At 25.4% G+C, this 18,424-nt stretch carries 10 protein-coding genes and 1 riboswitch; of the genes, 8 read left to right on the top strand and 2 right to left on the bottom strand.

Annotated elements, in window-relative coordinates:
- Both JN03_RS00965 and tsaD read left to right on the top strand, forming a co-directional pair.
- A complete protein-coding gene (locus JN03_RS00965; RefSeq protein WP_134076498.1) occupies positions 1-573 on the top strand; it encodes a hypothetical protein in 573 nt (190 codons plus the stop codon).
- Positions 567-1,484, top strand: a complete 918-nt coding sequence (gene tsaD, locus JN03_RS00960; protein WP_134076497.1) for a tRNA (adenosine(37)-N6)-threonylcarbamoyltransferase complex transferase subunit TsaD — start codon at positions 567-569, stop codon at positions 1,482-1,484. The genes JN03_RS00965 and tsaD overlap by 7 nt, the downstream gene beginning before the upstream one ends.
- Before the next feature lie 18 nt (positions 1,485-1,502).
- On the opposite strand, the gene JN03_RS08675 is transcribed toward tsaD, so the two are convergent.
- Complete coding sequence (locus JN03_RS08675) at positions 1,503-3,170, bottom strand: ABC transporter permease subunit (protein ID WP_036443877.1); 1,668 nt, start codon at positions 3,168-3,170, stop codon at positions 1,503-1,505.
- Positions 3,151-4,257 carry an ABC transporter thiamine pyrophosphate-binding lipoprotein p37/Cypl gene (cypl, locus tag JN03_RS08670; protein ID WP_134076496.1) on the bottom strand — a complete coding sequence of 369 codons (1,107 nt, stop codon included), beginning with the start codon at positions 4,255-4,257 and terminating at the stop codon, positions 3,151-3,153. The genes JN03_RS08675 and cypl overlap by 20 nt, the downstream gene beginning before the upstream one ends.
- Before the next feature lie 26 nt (positions 4,258-4,283).
- Positions 4,284-4,373: riboswitch (TPP riboswitch) on the bottom strand.
- Positions 4,374-4,458: 85 nt separating this feature from the next.
- Between cypl and JN03_RS00945 the strand changes: the two genes are divergently transcribed.
- The 6 genes from JN03_RS00945 to JN03_RS08655 all read left to right on the top strand — a co-directional run bounded on the left by JN03_RS00945 (position 4,459) and on the right by JN03_RS08655 (position 18,416).
- Complete coding sequence (locus JN03_RS00945; protein WP_134076495.1) at positions 4,459-6,231, top strand: hypothetical protein; 1,773 nt, start codon at positions 4,459-4,461, stop codon at positions 6,229-6,231.
- Positions 6,231-6,569: a S1 domain-containing protein gene (locus tag JN03_RS08665; protein ID WP_036439989.1), complete on the top strand. Its 339-nt coding sequence runs from the start codon at positions 6,231-6,233 to the stop codon at positions 6,567-6,569. Before JN03_RS00945 ends, JN03_RS08665 begins: the two co-directional genes overlap by 1 nt.
- Positions 6,559-7,872, top strand: coding sequence for a glucose-6-phosphate isomerase (locus JN03_RS00935; protein ID WP_036443872.1), 1,314 nt, complete (start codon positions 6,559-6,561; stop codon positions 7,870-7,872). Before JN03_RS08665 ends, JN03_RS00935 begins: the two co-directional genes overlap by 11 nt.
- Positions 7,872-8,834, top strand: a complete 963-nt coding sequence (locus JN03_RS08660; protein ID WP_235193135.1) for a lactate/malate family dehydrogenase — start codon at positions 7,872-7,874, stop codon at positions 8,832-8,834. Before JN03_RS00935 ends, JN03_RS08660 begins: the two co-directional genes overlap by 1 nt.
- A complete protein-coding gene (locus JN03_RS00925) occupies positions 8,834-9,574 on the top strand; it encodes an ATP-binding cassette domain-containing protein (protein ID WP_134076494.1) in 741 nt (246 codons plus the stop codon). The genes JN03_RS08660 and JN03_RS00925 overlap by 1 nt, the downstream gene beginning before the upstream one ends.
- Before the next feature lie 451 nt (positions 9,575-10,025).
- Positions 10,026-18,416 carry an ABC transporter permease gene (locus JN03_RS08655; RefSeq protein WP_134076493.1) on the top strand — a complete coding sequence of 2,797 codons (8,391 nt, stop codon included), beginning with the start codon at positions 10,026-10,028 and terminating at the stop codon, positions 18,414-18,416.
- Positions 18,417-18,424: the final 8 nt, after the last annotated feature.

The raw sequence follows: 18,424 nt of genomic DNA, 5'->3' as shown, positions 1-18,424 counted from the left end.
ATGAATTTATTTATCGAAACTTGTTTAGATGATTTGTATTTAATTTTATTTAAGAATAATGGAAAAATAATTTCAAAAATTAAATTAAATGACATAACTAAAAAAACTGACGTATTTTTTGAAAATCTAAATTACGTCTTAAATGAAGCGAAAATTCAAATAAATGAAGTTAATAAAATATATGTAACAAAAGGTCCGGGAAGCTTTAATGGATCACGTATAGGATTTTTATTTGCAAGAACTATTGCTCAAATTTCAGATATTGAACTATTCACAATTCCTACATATGTTATTTTTTATGTTCAGCATCTTTTGATGTCATATCCTAAAGAAATAATCAATATAAAAGCTAACAAACATAGTATTTATAAGATTACATTATCAGATAATCTTAAAAAAATAAATATGGAATTAATCGCAAATGAAAATAATTATGAAAAGTTAAATTATTCTTTATTTGAAAAAAATATTTTTACATATTTGAATTTTTCTAAAAAAGTAGAAAAAGAAAATTTATTAAAAGAAGAATTAATATATTTAAGTAATCCACAAATAGGAGAACTAAAATGATAATTTTCGCAATAGAATCCTCTCATGATGATACTTCATTTGCAATAATGGAAAATAATAGCCCAATATGAATGAAAACTATTTCACAAATTGAAATTCATAAGAAATATGGTGGAACTGTTCCTGAAATAGCTTCAAGATTGCATAGTTTAAATATAGGCAAGTTAATAGAAGAATTAAAATCAAAAATTGATTTATTTAAGATAGATGTTATCGCTTATACAAAAGGTCCGGGATTAATAGGTTCTCTTCATGTTGGATATGTAATTGCAAATTCATTAGCTTTATATTTGAAAAAACCAATTCTTCCATTAAATCATTTGGATGGTCATTTTATGTCTGCTTTTATAGGAAAAGAGGTAATATTTCCTTCTCTTGCTTTAACTGTATCTGGTGGACATAGCCAAATAGTTTATTATAAAAGTGTTGATGATTCAAAAATAGTCGGTGAAACACAAGATGATGCTGTTGGTGAAGCTTATGATAAAGTTGCTAGAAAACTTGGATTAGGTTTTCCGGGCGGAAGTTTAATAGATAAAATTTGAATAACTAATAATAAAAAATATACAAATACTATGACAATTCCTAAAACTGAAGGTGAATTAGATTTATCTTTTAGTGGAATTAAAACTCAAATCACTAATGAAGTAAATTCTTTTGAAACAATTGATAAGAAACAATTAGCTACTGAATTCCAAAATACTATTATCAAATATTTAAAAAATAAAATGGAACTTGCTATTTTTAAATATAAACCAAAATCTATCGTCTTGTGTGGTGGCGTATCAGCTAATAAAGGTATAAGAAAAATGTTTGAACAATTACACGAAAATACATTTATTCCTGATATGGAATATACGACAGACAATGCAATGATGATAGCAAGATTGGCATATGAAAAAATTAAAAAATAACTTTAATAAAGTTAAATTTTAGTTTTTATTGATTTTCTTTCTGATGAAATATCCTGATATATAAACTACAAATATTATTGCGATTGAAATTCATAAGTAAGGAACAATATCTATATATTCTCTACCATTTGTTATGGTAGTTTTTAGTCCGATTGTACTTGATGCAAATATTCCATAGTTTATGAAATTTCTAGTATTCTTTTCAATTTCGAATGTGAAGAATGTTATAAAGTTAGAAGCAATTTTAGGTCTTAGATAAGTTCTATAAATTTTCCACTTTGACATTCCATAACTATGTAAAAGTTCAATATTTTTTTCATAACCATCATAATTTATGTACTCATCCATATTTTTATTTATTACAAAAGTACTATGAATAGCAAATCCGATAATGAAAGCAACTTGTGGATTTTTAAATATAGGAGAGGTAAATAGAAACAAAATTATTATTGGAACATTTCTAAATATAACATTTGTAATTCTTATAAATGCTGAATAGTATTTGTTGTTCATTTTTTTATTTAATAAGAATAATGAGATATAAGTAAAGATGAATACTAAGAAATTACAAGTAAATATTAGTAAAAGTAGTTCTACAATGTAAAAAGTACTTTTGCCTAAATTATTATTTATTTCTTTAAAACTTGGATTAAAGAAATCTTTGAAATATTCAGTACTATTTGATGGATAAAATTTGATATCTTTTAGATAAATGATATTAAATATAATAAATGAAACTAAAAAGATAAATATTAATCAGTTAAATAATCTTTTATATATTTTGTGTTTAAAATGCTTTCTTTCATTAATAGTTGTCTTAGTTTCATAAATATATTTTTTAATTAGATTAAAAGAAAATTCAATGATAACTAAAAAGAAAACTAATACAAATAGTGGAATTAATAGCTCTCTAAAATAAGAAATATTAATAGTTGGGGAATTTAATAATGTACCAATTCCTAAAAAGCCAAGTTTAGAAATTATTACACTTCATCTTATGTTTGATTCAAATGTATAAAGAAGTAAATTTAATATTTTAATTTTGATTTGAGGAAGTATTTCAGTTTGGAATGCTTTAAATTTGCTACATGAATTTTTTAATAAATGAAAGTAAAATGTGTAATTTGCATTTTCAAACATTTGTGTGAAATATTCATGCAGTCAAACTCAATTAAATAAAGCAAATATCATTACGACTGACATTTTCTTAGAAAAGCTATTTGAAAAATAATATATAAATATAATTTCTGGCAGAATTCTTAAAATTGTAAAAAATATCTTTGATATAGAATAAATTCATTTATTTTTAAATTGAAAAGCAAAGAGGTAACTTGTTAAAAATGCAAGTCCTCCACCTATTAATAATCCTAATAATGAATAATTAACTGTTTGAAATAATAAATAAAATGAAATAGCAAACAAATTTGAATCTTTTATATATTCGCTTTTTACTACCGGATTAAAGAAATTTTTTATGTTTTCAAAAAATAAATTAAATCCATATTTAGCAGGCGTTCATCTTACAACAACAAAAGAGATAAGAAATATTAAAAAAATAAAAAATCAAAAAAACAGTTTGTTAAAAGTAGTTTTTTGATTTTTGATAGTTGTATTTTTGCTATTAATTTTTTCAAAGAATAGGTAATTTTTTAGTTGTATTTCGTCACTATTTAAATAGTCTTTCATAAGGTTTAATTACCTCTTCTTCCTTATTAGTTATTATCCTGTATCCATTAAAACCAACATGTGGTCCATAGTCGTCTTTTCTGTTTTTTCAATTTTCAAAAATTGACTTTGATAAAGCATTTTTTTCGATTTCTTTCATATATTTAGAAACTGCAAAAACATTATATTTTATGGGTTCTGTAACTGTTAAAAATTCAATTTTATTATTTAAATTTAAGGTTTCAAAGTAATTTAATTTTTTATTCTTTTTTATATTATGTGTGTAAGCATATGATCCTAGCTCATCAAAAACAATGTGATAATTTGAATTCTCACCTTTTGATAAATCACGTGCAGCCCCTTGTTTATATTTATTTGAATTCTTTTCTTTATCTTTTATAAAAGAAGTGAATTTATTACTAGGATTTGTGAAATGTTTTTTGAACAGTAATTCTTGTAATATATATTTTGAAGAACTAGTTTCCTTCCCATGCAATATTCCAAAATTTCTAAATGTACTTCAATCTTTTTTGTTCCATGCTTCTTTTATAGATTTCAATTGATCATCATTTCCTCAAATAAGTACATTACCACGATAATAATCAACTAATTCATTATCATAAAAATAATTGTATTTGATTCCATCTCAACCATATTCTTGATCATCTCATTCAGCAAATTTTTTCTTGTTAAAAATTGTTTCGGCTTTTTTCGCAAGTAAAACAAGTGGATCATTATTTGACCCATCTTTATAAAAAACATCAAACTGTTTATCAAAAGTAAATGAATATGTTTTTGTTTGGATTATTGGATCTAAAAATTGTCTATTTCTATAATACAAAGTTGTAGTAACACTTCCGATGTCACTACCTCCCTTTATTATTTCATTAGCTAGGTCATTATTTTCACCACGAAATGAAATATTGAACTTAACATTTGAATTTAAAAGTTCATTGTATTTTTTTTCTATATCATCAAAAAAATTAAATTTAGAATATTCTCTTCAAGGTTCATTTACAACAATGTTTATTTTTTTTGTACAAGAAATAATAAAAAAAGGCGAAATAACCAATGCTGGTAATAAAATGCTTGTTAAGATTTTTTTCATTTTGTTTTGTTCTCTCCTTATGAGAAAAGAAAACAAGAGAAACTCACTACGCTAATACTAATTAGATCAGTTAAGAGGGTATTTCTCAGCAATATTTTGCACCCCTGTTTCTTTCAAAATTAAATTATATAGCAATAATATTTTTTGTATAAATTATAATTATATATAGCAATTTTAGTTGAAAAGGTTATTGGAAGAGATATGAAGAAAGAAATAAATTTAATTAAATTGTTGGGTATTTTTTCTGCTTTTTCTATTGCATTAAGTCCACTTGCGATAATCTCAAAATCTTGTGTACGCAAGGAAAAAAATGAAAAAACAGTATTCCCTGAAAAGTTTATTTATACAAAAGAAAATGCAATTAATGAATGAAATTCATTTAAAGAAAATTTAATAAATTCCATTGATTCTTATTACAAAAAAGATAAACCAGAATTAGTTAAGAAACTTTTAGAAACAACATATGAAAATTATTTGGATTTTGCATCACATAACAAGAATGCACTTTTGACCAATATAAAAAACAGCAAAGAAGAAAGAGATACTGGTTTTTTAAATAATATTGATAAATTTTACAAGGCGTTTATTGAAAATATTTCAACTTTTTTTGAAAGATTAAAAACAAGTGATGAAATAAAATCTAAGTTATATCTATCTTCAAATACCACAATTGAATTTTTTACTTCAAGTTTATTAAAAAAAGTTTCAAATATTATTAATGGTAATAATAATGATATTTCTGTAACTAATGAACTATTTATTAGGAGAATGTTTACAAATATTAAGAGTATTGTTTTTGAATTGCTTGTAGATTATTTAAATAATATTCAAAAAAAATATTTTGAAAACAATGTAACTATTCCTCAAAAAATGAAAAATTTTGTTGGTGAAATAAGAATATTTGAGAAGACAATTGAAGATGAAATAATTAACGAATTAAAAAATTCTAAAATTCCAAAAACCATTTTAATAAAGAATATTTTTAAAGAAATAGTAACTAAATTATCTAATAGAATAGATGCTTTAATAAATAATATATTCGCATCAAACGAGCAAGAAATAATAGATAAAGAATTAGGAAAATTAAATACATATTTTCGAATTTTTTTTGATGGAGTTGAAAGCGAATTAATTCCATTAATTTTTGAATATAAAATTTTTAATTCTAAATTATTAGACACAAAAATTTCACTTGGAGATATTAAACAAACAATAGTAAATAATAAATTGTTTGATTTAGAAACAATAAAAGAAATTCTTAAATCAAATACTAATGAAAAAATAGATGATTATATCGAAGTATTTATCACAACTGGATTTTTGAACGAATATAAAACTAATTTTGAAAATATTGTTTCTAATATTGAGAAATTTTATACTGAAAGAAATATGTCAGATTATTTAAAAAATGACTTTAATATAAAGCTAAACATAGTTATCAATCAATACATTGAGAACAAAATTTATGAAATTATTGATTTTATTTTAAAACATATAAAAAATAAAGAATTAGTTTACACAAGTAAACTTTATTTAAGTTCTCCAGAAAAATTTTTAAGTTTTAGAAGTAATTTAGATAGTATTTATATTCCATCTGAAAATGAAGCAATAAATAGATCGATTTTAGAATCAAATCTAATTTCAAAGAAAGAAAAATTTGGACCATTGTTTGATTTTATTTCTGATTATTTGCAAAAAACATTTCAAATAGCTATTGATTTAGATATTGCAGAGAAAATAAATAATCCTTTTACTTTACTTTCTGGATTAGTAGAGTTAAAAAATGAATATAAAAAGCAACGTGATGAAATAATAGATAAATTACAATTAGAAGTATCTGAAAAAGCATCATTTAAACAAAAATATGAAAAATATAATAAAGCGTTTGAAGATCTTATTACAACAGCTGCACCCTTAATAATAAAAATTAATAATACTGAGGAATTTTTCAAGAAGTTAGAAAAGGTAAAATAATGGAAAAGTATAAAGTAGGACAAATAATAAAAGCCCAGGTAAAAAAAGTATGAAGAAATGTTGTTTATTTATATACTGCTGATAGTAAAAAATGTTATTTAACAATTAAAGAAATAAGTGATTACAAAGTAGCAGATATTGAAAAATTATTCAAAATTAATTCTATAAAACAACTACAAATAATTGATATAGATCCACTTGGTGATTTAATAGTTTCATTTAAAAGAATTCATCCAAAAGAATTACGTAATCCCTTCAAATACAAACTTGAAACTGAAAACAATAACTTTGAGCAATTGCTGGATTTTGTAATGAAAGGAATAAGATATGGCAAATAGTAAAATCGCAATTAATTTTGATTATGCAGTAAAAGAAGAATCTATTAATAAATACCAAAGTGAAGTGAAAATTATTAATGAAAAAATTAATATGTTGATAGATACTGATAATGAATATTATGGGTTTTTCAATATCTATAAAAACATAACCAAAATAGATTATGAAAAGATTTTGCAATTTTCAAAAATTCTTTTATATGAAGAGAAAATTGAATATTTTATTGTTCTTGCAAATAAATCATATTGTCTTCAAATAAAATCACTTTTTGACCTATATCATGGAAGTAATCCTTTTGAGAATAAGATCAAATTTATTTTTGTTGATGAAAGTATTGATGGCAGTGAATTTGCTCAAATTGTTGAAAAAATCAAAAATAAAAGTTTTGCAATTAATGTAATTTCAAAAACAGGCGAATCATTTCAAACATTACTACTTTTCAGAGAATTTAAATACATTCTTGAAAAAAATGTTGGTAAGCTAAATGCTAACAAATATATTTACATCACAACCAATAATAACTTTGGTAGTTTATTTAAACTAGTTCAAAAATATAAGTATAATCACTTTACTTTGTTTGATAATACAACTGAAAACTTTTCTAACTATACAGCTGCTATTTTGTTTCCACTTGCATGTGCAGAAATAAATATTGATAAATATCTTGAAGGCGCTTATGAAGCTAACCAAAGATTTTCTAATAATAGTTTAGAACAAAATCCTGCTTATCAATATGCAGTAATTAGACATATTTTACGAAAAAACAATTTCAAAATAGAAGTTATAAATAATTACTCTAAAGATTTAGATTTGATAACAAAAGTTTTGGGTGTTTATTTAAATGAAACTTCACTAAAAGATAGTTCGGGAATTCTAGCATTAAATCAAAATGCCTTGGTTGATTTAAAAATTAACTCACAAATAATGAATGAAAACACATTGAACACATTTTGTACTAATATCATAATTGAAAATCCAAAGTATGATTATCATATTTTTAATAGTGCAAACTACATAGATGATGATTTAAATGCTCTTTCAAGCATCACCTTCAATGGGATAAATAAAATAATAAGAAACACCATTATTGAAAATAATGTTATTATTTATAAAGTACCAAATGTTAAAATTTATATATCAGAAATTAATGCTAATACATTAGGTTGGATAGTTTCATTTATGCATAGAGTTTCAATAATGAGTGCAGGACTTGAAGCGGTAAATCCATTTATTAATAACTCTATAAAGAATTTTAATATCAATTTGATCAAGAAAGTTAGCAAGATTATTAAAGGAGAGAAATAATGAAAATAGGAATTGTAGGTGTTGGAGCGGTAGGAAGTTCTTATCTATATGCTGCTTTAAATAAAGGCGTTGAAGCTAACTACATTTTAATTGATGCTTTTGAAAAATTTGCAGAAGCTCAAGCTAAAGATTTAAACGATGCGGCTTGCTCTATGGCAAACTGTGGATCAACTTTTGAAGCTGGAAAATATGCAGATTTAGCAGATGCACAAATTGTTGTAATAACAGCAAGTGTAAAACCAAAAGAAGGTAAACTTCAAGATAGATTAGAACTTTTAAAAGATAATGCACTTTTAATTAAAGAAATTGCTGAAAATATCAAAAAATCAGGATTTAAGGGAATAACCATTATTGCTTCAAATCCTGTTGATATAATGGCATCAGTTTATCAACAAGTAACAAAATTTGAACCAAGTAAAGTTATAAGTTCAGGAACAATACTTGAAACTGCAAGAATGAAAAAATTCTTGTCTCAAAAACTGAAAGTAAAAGCAAGTTCAATCACAGGCTTTGTAATAGGCGAACATGGAGCTAGATGTATTATTCCATTTCTAAAAATGAGAATTGGATTAGGTTCATTAAAGGACTGATTAGCTAATGGAACAGTTACAAAAGAATGACTTGATGATTTAGGCAAGAAAGTTAAAGATGAAGCTTTCGAAATTATTTCAGGTAAAGGTATAACCAATTTTGGAATTGGTGAAAATCTTGCTGAAATAACCCTTGCTATTGAAAATGATAGACAAAGTGTATATTCACTTGGAGTTCAACTTTCGAAAGAATATAAGAACCATGGAATATATTTTGGTCTTCCGGTAATACTGGGTAAAGATGGATATAGACATTTACCTAAAATCAGATTAGAAGAAGATGAACAAAAATTATTTGACGATTATTCTCGTGAAATAAAAGAAACAGTAATTGAAATTCTAAATAATCTAAAAATAAAACATAATCTATAATGGATATTAAACTTCAAAATTTAACTGCAAGTTATAGAAATAACAAAAAAGTAAACATTATTAATAATGTTTCTTTTTCAATTTCTAGTGGACAAAAAATAGCAATTATCGGAAAATCAGGAGCTGGTAAGACTTCTATTTTTAATGCTATAATCAATCAACTTTTTGTATCTGAAGGTAGCATTTATATAGACGATAAAAAAATAAATGAACTAAGCCGCAAAGAAATGAAAAAGTTTTTAAAAAGTATTGGTTTTTTAAGTCAAGAAACTTTTCTTTTAGATTTTGAAAATGTGTATGAAAGTATCTTAAGAACTTACACGAAATACAAAAACTTTTTCTATGATTTCTTCCATATTTTAACTAAATCTCAAAAGCAAGAAATCTATGAAACACTTGAGAGTTTAGGGCTTTTTGATAAAGCATTCACTCGAATTGATCAACTAAGTGGCGGTCAAAAACAAAGAGTAGAAATTGCAAAACTTTTGTTAAAAGACACAAAATTAATCCTTGCTGATGAACCCACAACAAGCCTCGATATTAAAACTGCAAATGATGTTTTATCTTTGATAAAAGAACTATCTCAAAACAAAAACATCACTGTAATAGCGAATATTCACGATATAGAGCTTGCAAAAAAATATTTTGATAAAATCATAGGCTTAAAAAAAGGAGAGGTTTTATTCTATAAAGTCCCTTCTGATATAACTTCTGAAGACATTGAAAAGTTATACAATTAAGTCAAATTTTTAAATAATATAACACCAAAATTCAACTCATTAATTAGACCAAAACATTGGTTTTTTCACAAAATTAGTGTTTTGATTTTTTTTCTTTTTTAAAACTACTTTCACATTTTTTTTGTTTTTTTAGCATGGCGAATATATGAAAAAGCAGCAAGCATTTTACTAGTTTAAAATGGGAAAATTTGTCAATAAATTTATAAGTTTTATTTCTATATTTTGAGTAATTTTTCATCATATAGAGAAACTATTTTTCTATGCTAAATTTCACATAAATTATTTTTAAATTTTTTAAGAGTAATAAACTTAGTTTATTAAGATAAAAAAACTAAGTACAAATTAGATAATTTGACCTATCTATTTTTTGTTATTCAATTCTTAAAAATTAAAAATATTGTAAATAAAAATTAATAATATATAATTTTTTAATTATTTTTAGGGAGTAGGTATGAAACGGCTATTCAAAGAGGTTTTTAAATCACTTGCAAAAAATAAAATCGTTGTAATTTGTTTAACTATTTTAATCTTTTTGACTTCTGGAATATTCACATTATTTTTTGATATTAAAACTAGTTATTCGAAAACAATTAATTCTTATGAAACTATTTCAAGATTACACGATTTAACAGTTGACCTTGACATTAATTCAACTGGTAAGATTCCAAATGGTGGTTTTGACCAAATTGATGCTGAAAATAAAAAGACCAATACTCCTATTACTTTTGCCTATTCAGGCAATGGTGAGCAACGTTATATGCTAAGCTTTCCTAAAGATTCTGAAAACTATATAAAAGTAAATTCAATTAATGGATGAAATTCTGGAAGTGATAAATACATTAGAACCGAAGATTTCATTACTTTTTACTATTCAAATTTAAATAATTTTAGAATTACTGATTTTATACCAAATGGCACAGATGAAAAAGCTAAACTAAATGAAGTTATCAAATTTAAAAATGATAGTGATAAAACTAAGTTTAGAATTTATAAAAAAGTTGGCGATAAATTCGAAATTGAAACTAATGAAATTAAAGCTGAAAAAACTGATGAATTTACTTTCAAACATGATCTGAAGTTAAATGATTTAGTTAAAGTTGTATATTCAGCTAAAGAAGAAGGATTGTATGTTATTAATCCGCATACAATATTTTTGAACATAAAAGATAAAAAAGCATCTTTAAAAATAGGCGATTATGAAGAGTGAAAACGTGAAGGTCAAGTTGCTTATATTAAAGGTGAGGATGTTTTAAAAGCACTTAATTTTGAAAAACGTGATGATAAGTGATACTTTAAAGTAGGTAGCCAAACAGATGCAAGTATCAAATTGGCTTCAGGATATACCACTACCGAAGGCAATATAAATGGTAATGATGCTATTCAAAGCAATTTTAAATTAGAAAAATTTGAAGATTCATTAGTTCAAAGTTTCAAAAATAGTGAAGTTCAGTATCAAAAACTTGATAAGGACAATAGTTTCAAATATTCATTTCCAAAAGAATGAATTAGAAAAATAACTAAGAAAAACTATTTCAAATGACACCGTTTCAAAATGAATTGAAATGAAATAAATGATGAAGAAAAATCAAATTGAAAAGGTGCATATTTTAAATATATAGTTAATCTTAAAAAATATGATCCTGAGTTATATGAAAGTTTAAAATACTTTTCTATTTGAAAAAAAGAAACTCAAACAACTTATATAACTGGAAAAGAAATCGATGAAGATAAACCTGGAAAAGTTCAAACTGAAGAAGCTACTTTTAGTGAAAAGAAAGATGAATTTGTTAACATAGCATTTGAAAAAGCTTGAACTGGTAAATCACTTGACATTTTAAGTAAGCATAACTGAATAACAGGAAATTCATATAATTCAATAATTGATATTGAAAAAGCTATTAATCCAAGTTTTGATAGCACAATTAATAAAGATAGTCAAACTCTTGAAGCTAATAAAAAGTTATATGAAAAAATAACTGACAATAATGAATTCAAAAACAAGATCTCATTTGTTCGTGAAGGCTCATCTAATTTTGCTAAGAAACTGATTTTGGAAGAAATTCAAAAATCAGTTGGTGAAAAAAATCTAGGGCTACGTCAAACTTTAACAGTTGAAACTGTTGATGAAGCAACAAGCCAAAAAAATGCTTTTCACTTCATAAATGCTGGCGATGAAAACGAAAAAGTTAATGGCATTAAATTAAATGTAGGTAAATTAAAAGAAGAACAACTTTCAAAAACTGTTTTAAATTCATCTATTTCCGAAAAACTGTCAGATAGTTTCATTTTAAAACCAACTGATAAAAACATTGAAAAGAAAATTCCATCAGTTTATACTAAAGAAATAATTAAGGCTATTTTAGAAAATAACTTTACACCTAATTTCAAATACTTTGTTGCTGACATAAGATTTGAAGATTATTATGATTATTACCCTAATACTGAAATTTTGCGTAAAGTTCCAAGCGGTAAGATAGTTGTTTTAACTAACACTAATGATGAGCAAAAAGATAATGTAACTATATTAGGGGCTATTGCAATGCCTAAAAAAGATAGTTATGTGCTTTTAACGCAAAATAAAATTAATGAACATTCAAATTACAAGGTTTGAAAGAAAGTTAATTTAAATAACAAAAAAGATTATTTATCATTAAATGATGTTTATAACTATATGGTAAATAACTCACTTACTATCAAAGGTGAAATTGGTGAAAATGGATGAGTTTGAACAAACCAACAATTCAAAAACTTCTATACCTTCCCAGTTGCTTTTGGTTCAATTAATAATGAATATACAAATGATATTATTCAAAATAGAACAATTGAAAAACTAGCTTTTGCAATCAAGAAAATTATTATTGACACTGACGCAAGCAAACTATTTTCAGAAGATACTATCAACACAGTTTTCTATAATCTAAAAAAAGCAGTTGAAGATAATAGTTACCATTCACTTTTAGCGTTGGCTAAAAACAACAATGCACTTTTAACAAAAGTGCTATTTGACTTTTTGAATAATGTTATCAAAAATGTCAGTGCAGAATCGCCACATAATTATCAATTTGTTAATATGAATGGGAACATTTTTGTTAAGAACTTATTCAACTACATCATTAGTTATTTTGAAAAACAATACATCCAATCAGCTTCGACAGATGAAGAACGTGACAGAATTTTGGTTGAACAAATTGAAAATATCACAAGAATATTTGGCGTTAATTTAAATGTAATTCCTTTCATAAATATGAGCCTTTTAGAAGTTATGAAAGTAATAAAAAGTAAAAGAGTGATCTTTAGTTTCTTAAAGAATTTAATTAATTCAGTTGATTTTGAAAACTTTTCTAATAGCATTCAAAAATGATATAAAGAGCATCCTTACTTTCCTCTAACTGAAGTTAATTTAGAATACTGAAACTTATCGGTGCATAAAATTGCCTCAGCATTTTTTGCCTCAGTAGATAATTCTAAATTTAAATATGCCATCAAATCATTAATAAGTGAAATTGATTTTAATACGATACTAAATCCAAACAGTGAAACTAGTCTTTATAAAAAATGAGAAGACGTTCATAAGAAAAATAATACTTTTGTTCAAACTGATGCAGATCGTTTAAAAAGTTTTTTCAAAAGATTAAGTGCTAAAAAAGTTGAAGATGGAACACCAGATCCAGATTACTATAAAAACATAAATGATGGTATCAATGAATTAATTGATAACTTGTCAGTAACCAAATTTGCCACTGCTTTAGAAGAAAGATTAAAACAAAGCAGAAGAACTTATCAAGTTGAAGCAAATGGTAAAGTTTATAGCAATTTCAATGTTGAAATCCTTGAAAATTCAGATTACCTTGCTTCATTTATTTCAGGTCTTACTTCTGAAAATGAAGATAACATAACAGGTAAGATTTCTAACTTCCAATCAGCCATCATTAAATTATTTAACTTGTCTGATGAAGTTGAAACTATAAGTCAAACTCTAAAAATTAAAATTCCTAAAAAATCAGATTCTAAGATTTCACTTTTGGATATTCCTAGTTTATTGAAGTTAAATATAACTTCTCCTAATTCACAACCAAGTCAAGAAATTGATATTTTTAACCAAGAACAAATTTCAAATATTTTAACTAAAATTACATATGCTAAAAACAATAATCAAAAACTAGATCTAACTGAAAAAGAAATTGATTTTTTAAAAACTACAGTTCTTGCAACCGATAGTGATCTAACTAACATAATTGAAATTGAAAGAAAAGTTGCAACTTATAAAAACTTTGTTTCAAAGCTTGCTTTGAAAAACTATAAAAATATTGATCCTGCTACTGGTAAATGACTATATGGTTTTGATGAAAACGCAAAAGAAATTGCATCATATAGCGATTTAAGCTATTATTCAGCTTTAATAAATGATAAGGCTAATGTTCAAGATAAAGAACTTTTAAAAACCTTACATTCAGCACTTGCTAAATTCTTAGTGCCTTATTTAATGAAAGATGGCGATGCATCGATGATTAAAAACACTTTGAATTTATATTCATTGTGAATTAAACTTGCATATGAATTAAATGAACTTTCTACCATCGAACAAAAAATAATTAAGAATCCAGAAACTCAAAAACCCGAAGTTATAACAATTAAAAATAAGAAATTAACTTATTCTCAAATCAAAGACATTTTGCTTGAATTTATGGAAATGTCTTCTAAAGAAGATATATCAAAAATATTTTCAAATTATGATGCTGTTATTGACAAAATTCCAGGTATTGGAATTTTAGGGGCTGGTACTGAATATCAATCTAAGACCTTACAAATAGCACTCGCTCATGCAGAAACTTCAAAACTTGCTACACAATTTCAAGGTTTATTTGAAACTAATAGTACAATAAAACAATACTTCGATGAACTAGTTTCAAAAAAGAAAATAAGTGCTGAAGTTGTAGAAGATTGAAAGAAAATTTTGTTAAAACATAGATATGAAGTTGTTTATAATCTAGGTTACATCGCATCATCTTCATTAATGCCAACTAATTACATAGAAGCATTGAAAACATTTATTTCTACTTTTATGGTAACTGAAAGTACAAATCAGAATAATGCGCTTAAACCATTAGTGGCTAACGATTATGAATTTGATATTTTATATAACATTACTTTGTCAAATGCTAAACTTCCAAGATCACTTTCATTAATTAATTTCCCAGGTGCTGCCTTAAATCCATTAACTTCACTTTCATTTCCACAACTGTTAATGTCATATGCTCTTTCAAATGAGCCAAACAAAGGAAATGTGGCTGAAATAGTTAAGAAATTATTCAACAACCTTTCAGGACTTTCAGTTGATCAAATTAAAGAATCAATAATTCCTTTGTTTGATAAATTTATTTTGAATAAAAGCCAACTTGAAGAAAAATCAGATAATAATGTTGATCTTGATATTTCATGAATGAACTATGCTTTTAGTGAAAAACTAAAAGATAAAAATGGTGGTGATTTAATAATTTATGGCATTAATGTAAGCAAAATAGCTAAAACTTTTGTAGATAAATTAATTGAACCTATCACAATTTATAACTATATAACTTATACTGATGCAGGATCTTATTTAGCTAAAGTAAATTATGGTTATTTAAATACCAATAAAAAATCAGTTTATACTGGTGATTTATCTGAATATATTAAAAACCCAATTGAAATGGCTAGATTTATAGCCTCAGTAGATGATAAGTATAAAATCAAGATTAATACACTTGAATATTTAATTATTGGTGCTGATATGACCGCAGATTATTTATATCCTGTGGTAAATGAAGAAAACTTACAAGTTGATACTAAACACCAAGCACTTTTATATGTAAATCAAAAAGGATTTGACAGAATTTATTCAGCATATCCTACATTTGCAATTAAAGAATATGCACTTGTAAAATCACCAACTGATAAAAAAGGTAGATTTTTAAAAGAAAAAAATCCAACTGAATTAAGAAACAAATTCAATTCTTTCATTGAAAATGTAACCAAGACTTCAAATAAAAAAGCATTCTTACAAAATGAAACTAACTTCTTGCACCCAGAAAGAGTTATTCGTGTTGTAACTATTAGAAAAATTGTTGATATCATCAAAAATGCAACTATTTATCTAGTTACACTTCTAATTGTTTTAGTTTCATTAATTATTTTCTTTATTATCAAAAGATATATTGAATCTAAAAACAAAGTTATTGGTATTTTAAGAGCGCAAGGATATAAAGTTTCAGAAATTGCATTTGCCTTTTCATCATTTGGTTGAATTCCAACAATAGTAGGATGTTTTGCAGGATACATTGCCGGGCTTTCAGTTCAACTAAAAATTATGAAAATCTTTTCAAGTTATTGGACGCTTGAAAATCAGCCAATACCATTTAACTTCCTCTCAATGATAATTACCATTGTCTTACCTTTAATTGCAGTCACACTTTTAATATTCTTAATTACACTAATTTCACTAAGAACAAAAGCAATTGAACTTATTTCAGGACTTGCTGAAGTTAACGTAAGTAAAATTGCTCAAAAAATATCTTCATTATTCCGTCGAGCAAGTATAAAAACTAAGTTTATTATTTCTATAGCGATAAATAATTTCTGGAAGATGCTCTCGCTTTTCATAGCCTTTTCGGTAACTGCTTTAATTTCAATGTTCTTCTTATCTTCTAATAATGTATTTAATAAATCAATTGAACGAACTTATGAACATCGGAATTATAAATATAAACTTAACTTAGAAACGCCAACTGTAGAAGGTGGACCTTATGTTACATATAATAAAGACGAACTTCATAAATACTTATATGTTCCAAATGATTTAGCAGGAGGAGCATCATCTTCAAATGGTTCGCAACTTGATTATGATAACCCTAACTTCTTGCGTCCTGGTGGAAACTTCAACACTGATGTTATTATCAATAAATTCGACCCAGTTGTATTAACTAAATCATCACTTGATTTATTAATGGATCTAAGTGTTGAAATATCACCTTGAGATATTACTTATGCTAATATGCCTGAAACTCAACGTGCTAGAGTTATTCAAATTTTCAAACGTGTTAGTGAAAAAATGCAAGATACTCAAAATCTATTTAAGTCTAATTCTTCCACTTCTTATCAAGGACTAATTGCTGTAAAAGATAAAGAAAAATACTTGGCTGATTTAAAAGCTGGCAAGCAAGAAGATTTAAACAACCGTGCAAGTTTCTTTATTTTCTCTAAATCAGGAACAGGACATTCGAATGATATTGAAAAAGATGAACTTCGACAATTCAACTATGTTGAATGAGATGCTAATATCAAAGAATATTTAAAACCTATTAGAGTATCAACTTCTGCATTTCGTCAAGAATACCGTGATTTTCTAATTAAAGCATATAAGAAAATTGATATGAATGATTTCTTTGTATCATTCGGTGGTATTTATTGAAATGATTCAACTAATGAAAAATATAGCCATGCTGCTTCAAAAATAAATGGTAAAGAATATAAAATTTATGGATATTATCCTAATAGCAAATACATTAGATTAATTGATAGCAAAGGTAATGATTTATCTAAACTTCTTGCTAATATTTCTTGAAAACCAGGCGAACCTATACCCGTAGTAATTAACCTAGTTTCACAAAAAGTTTTAGGTCTTTCATTAGATGGAGTTTATGATTTTGAACTATTAAATCACACTGATAGATTTATTTATAAATCTTTAAAGGTTCAAAAACCTAATACAAACCTTAAATTCAGAGTTGTAGGTATGTCTAATACTTACATCAACACCGAATTTGTTTCAAGAAAAGATATTATTGATAGTATTCTTGGTTTTGACATTTTATCTAAGCGTCTTCAAGATGCTCGCAAAGATGAACTTAATTCACTTTACGCACTTTTCCCAGACCAAAAAGAAAAGATGTTGCAACAATGAAAACGTAAATATGAAGCATTTAATGGTGTACTTTCAAATGATAGTAGTCCAGTTCAAACTATTGATACATTAACCACCTACTCTTCATTAGGTTTCTGAGGAGCTGCATCAAGTTTTGATGTTCATAATAGTAGTGATGAAGCTATTTGAAACTTCTTCCGTCGTATCTTTATATCAAATCCTAAAGAAAAATATATTTCAGTTTATGAACACATCGTAAATTCCTACAAAGATTCTTATAAAGATAGTGGACGTGAGATTAATTTTAGTTATGAAGATAAAGTAACTAATTTACTGGGTATTTCTCCATCAGAACTTGAAGATATTCGTAAAATGTCAAATCCTGATCCTAAGATGTCAAAACTAGCTCGTGAAATATTGAAGACTTTCTTTGAAGATTCTAAAGAATCTATATATGGTAAAGATATTATGTATGGAGCTTCATTTAATGTTGATAGTAAAGACATTGAAGTTGGATTTATTTCAGGTATTTCTTCAACGGTTAATTCAATACTAACTCTTTTAATCATATTTGCTTTAATTATTTCTATAATCATTTTGATTGTAATCACTAATATTATGATTACTTCATCACTAAAAGCAGTTGCTACATTTTCAATTTTGGGATATACCAACAACGAAAAAATAGCATTATTCTTCTCAAACTTTATTCCTACAATTGTCTTTGCAGTTATTGCTATGATTCCTATGACTTATGCATTAATTTCTATCTTTAATAAATTTATGCTAACAACATCACAAACTGTCCTTCCTCTTTCACTTTCAATTTCAACTATAATTCTTTCAGTTAGCTTGTGTTTAATAGTGTTTGCAATTACATCACTAATTACCTGAAAAGTGTTAAATAAAGAAAAACCAATTGAAGTATTAAAAGGTAAATAAGAAGGTTA

The sequence above is a fragment of the Metamycoplasma hyosynoviae genome, assembly GCF_004365165.1.
GTDB classification, from domain to species: Bacteria; Bacillota_I; Bacilli_A; order Mycoplasmatales; family Metamycoplasmataceae; genus Metamycoplasma; species Metamycoplasma hyosynoviae.
Note: the sequence above shows the minus strand (reverse complement) of the source record. Positions and strands in the feature narration are given on the sequence as shown.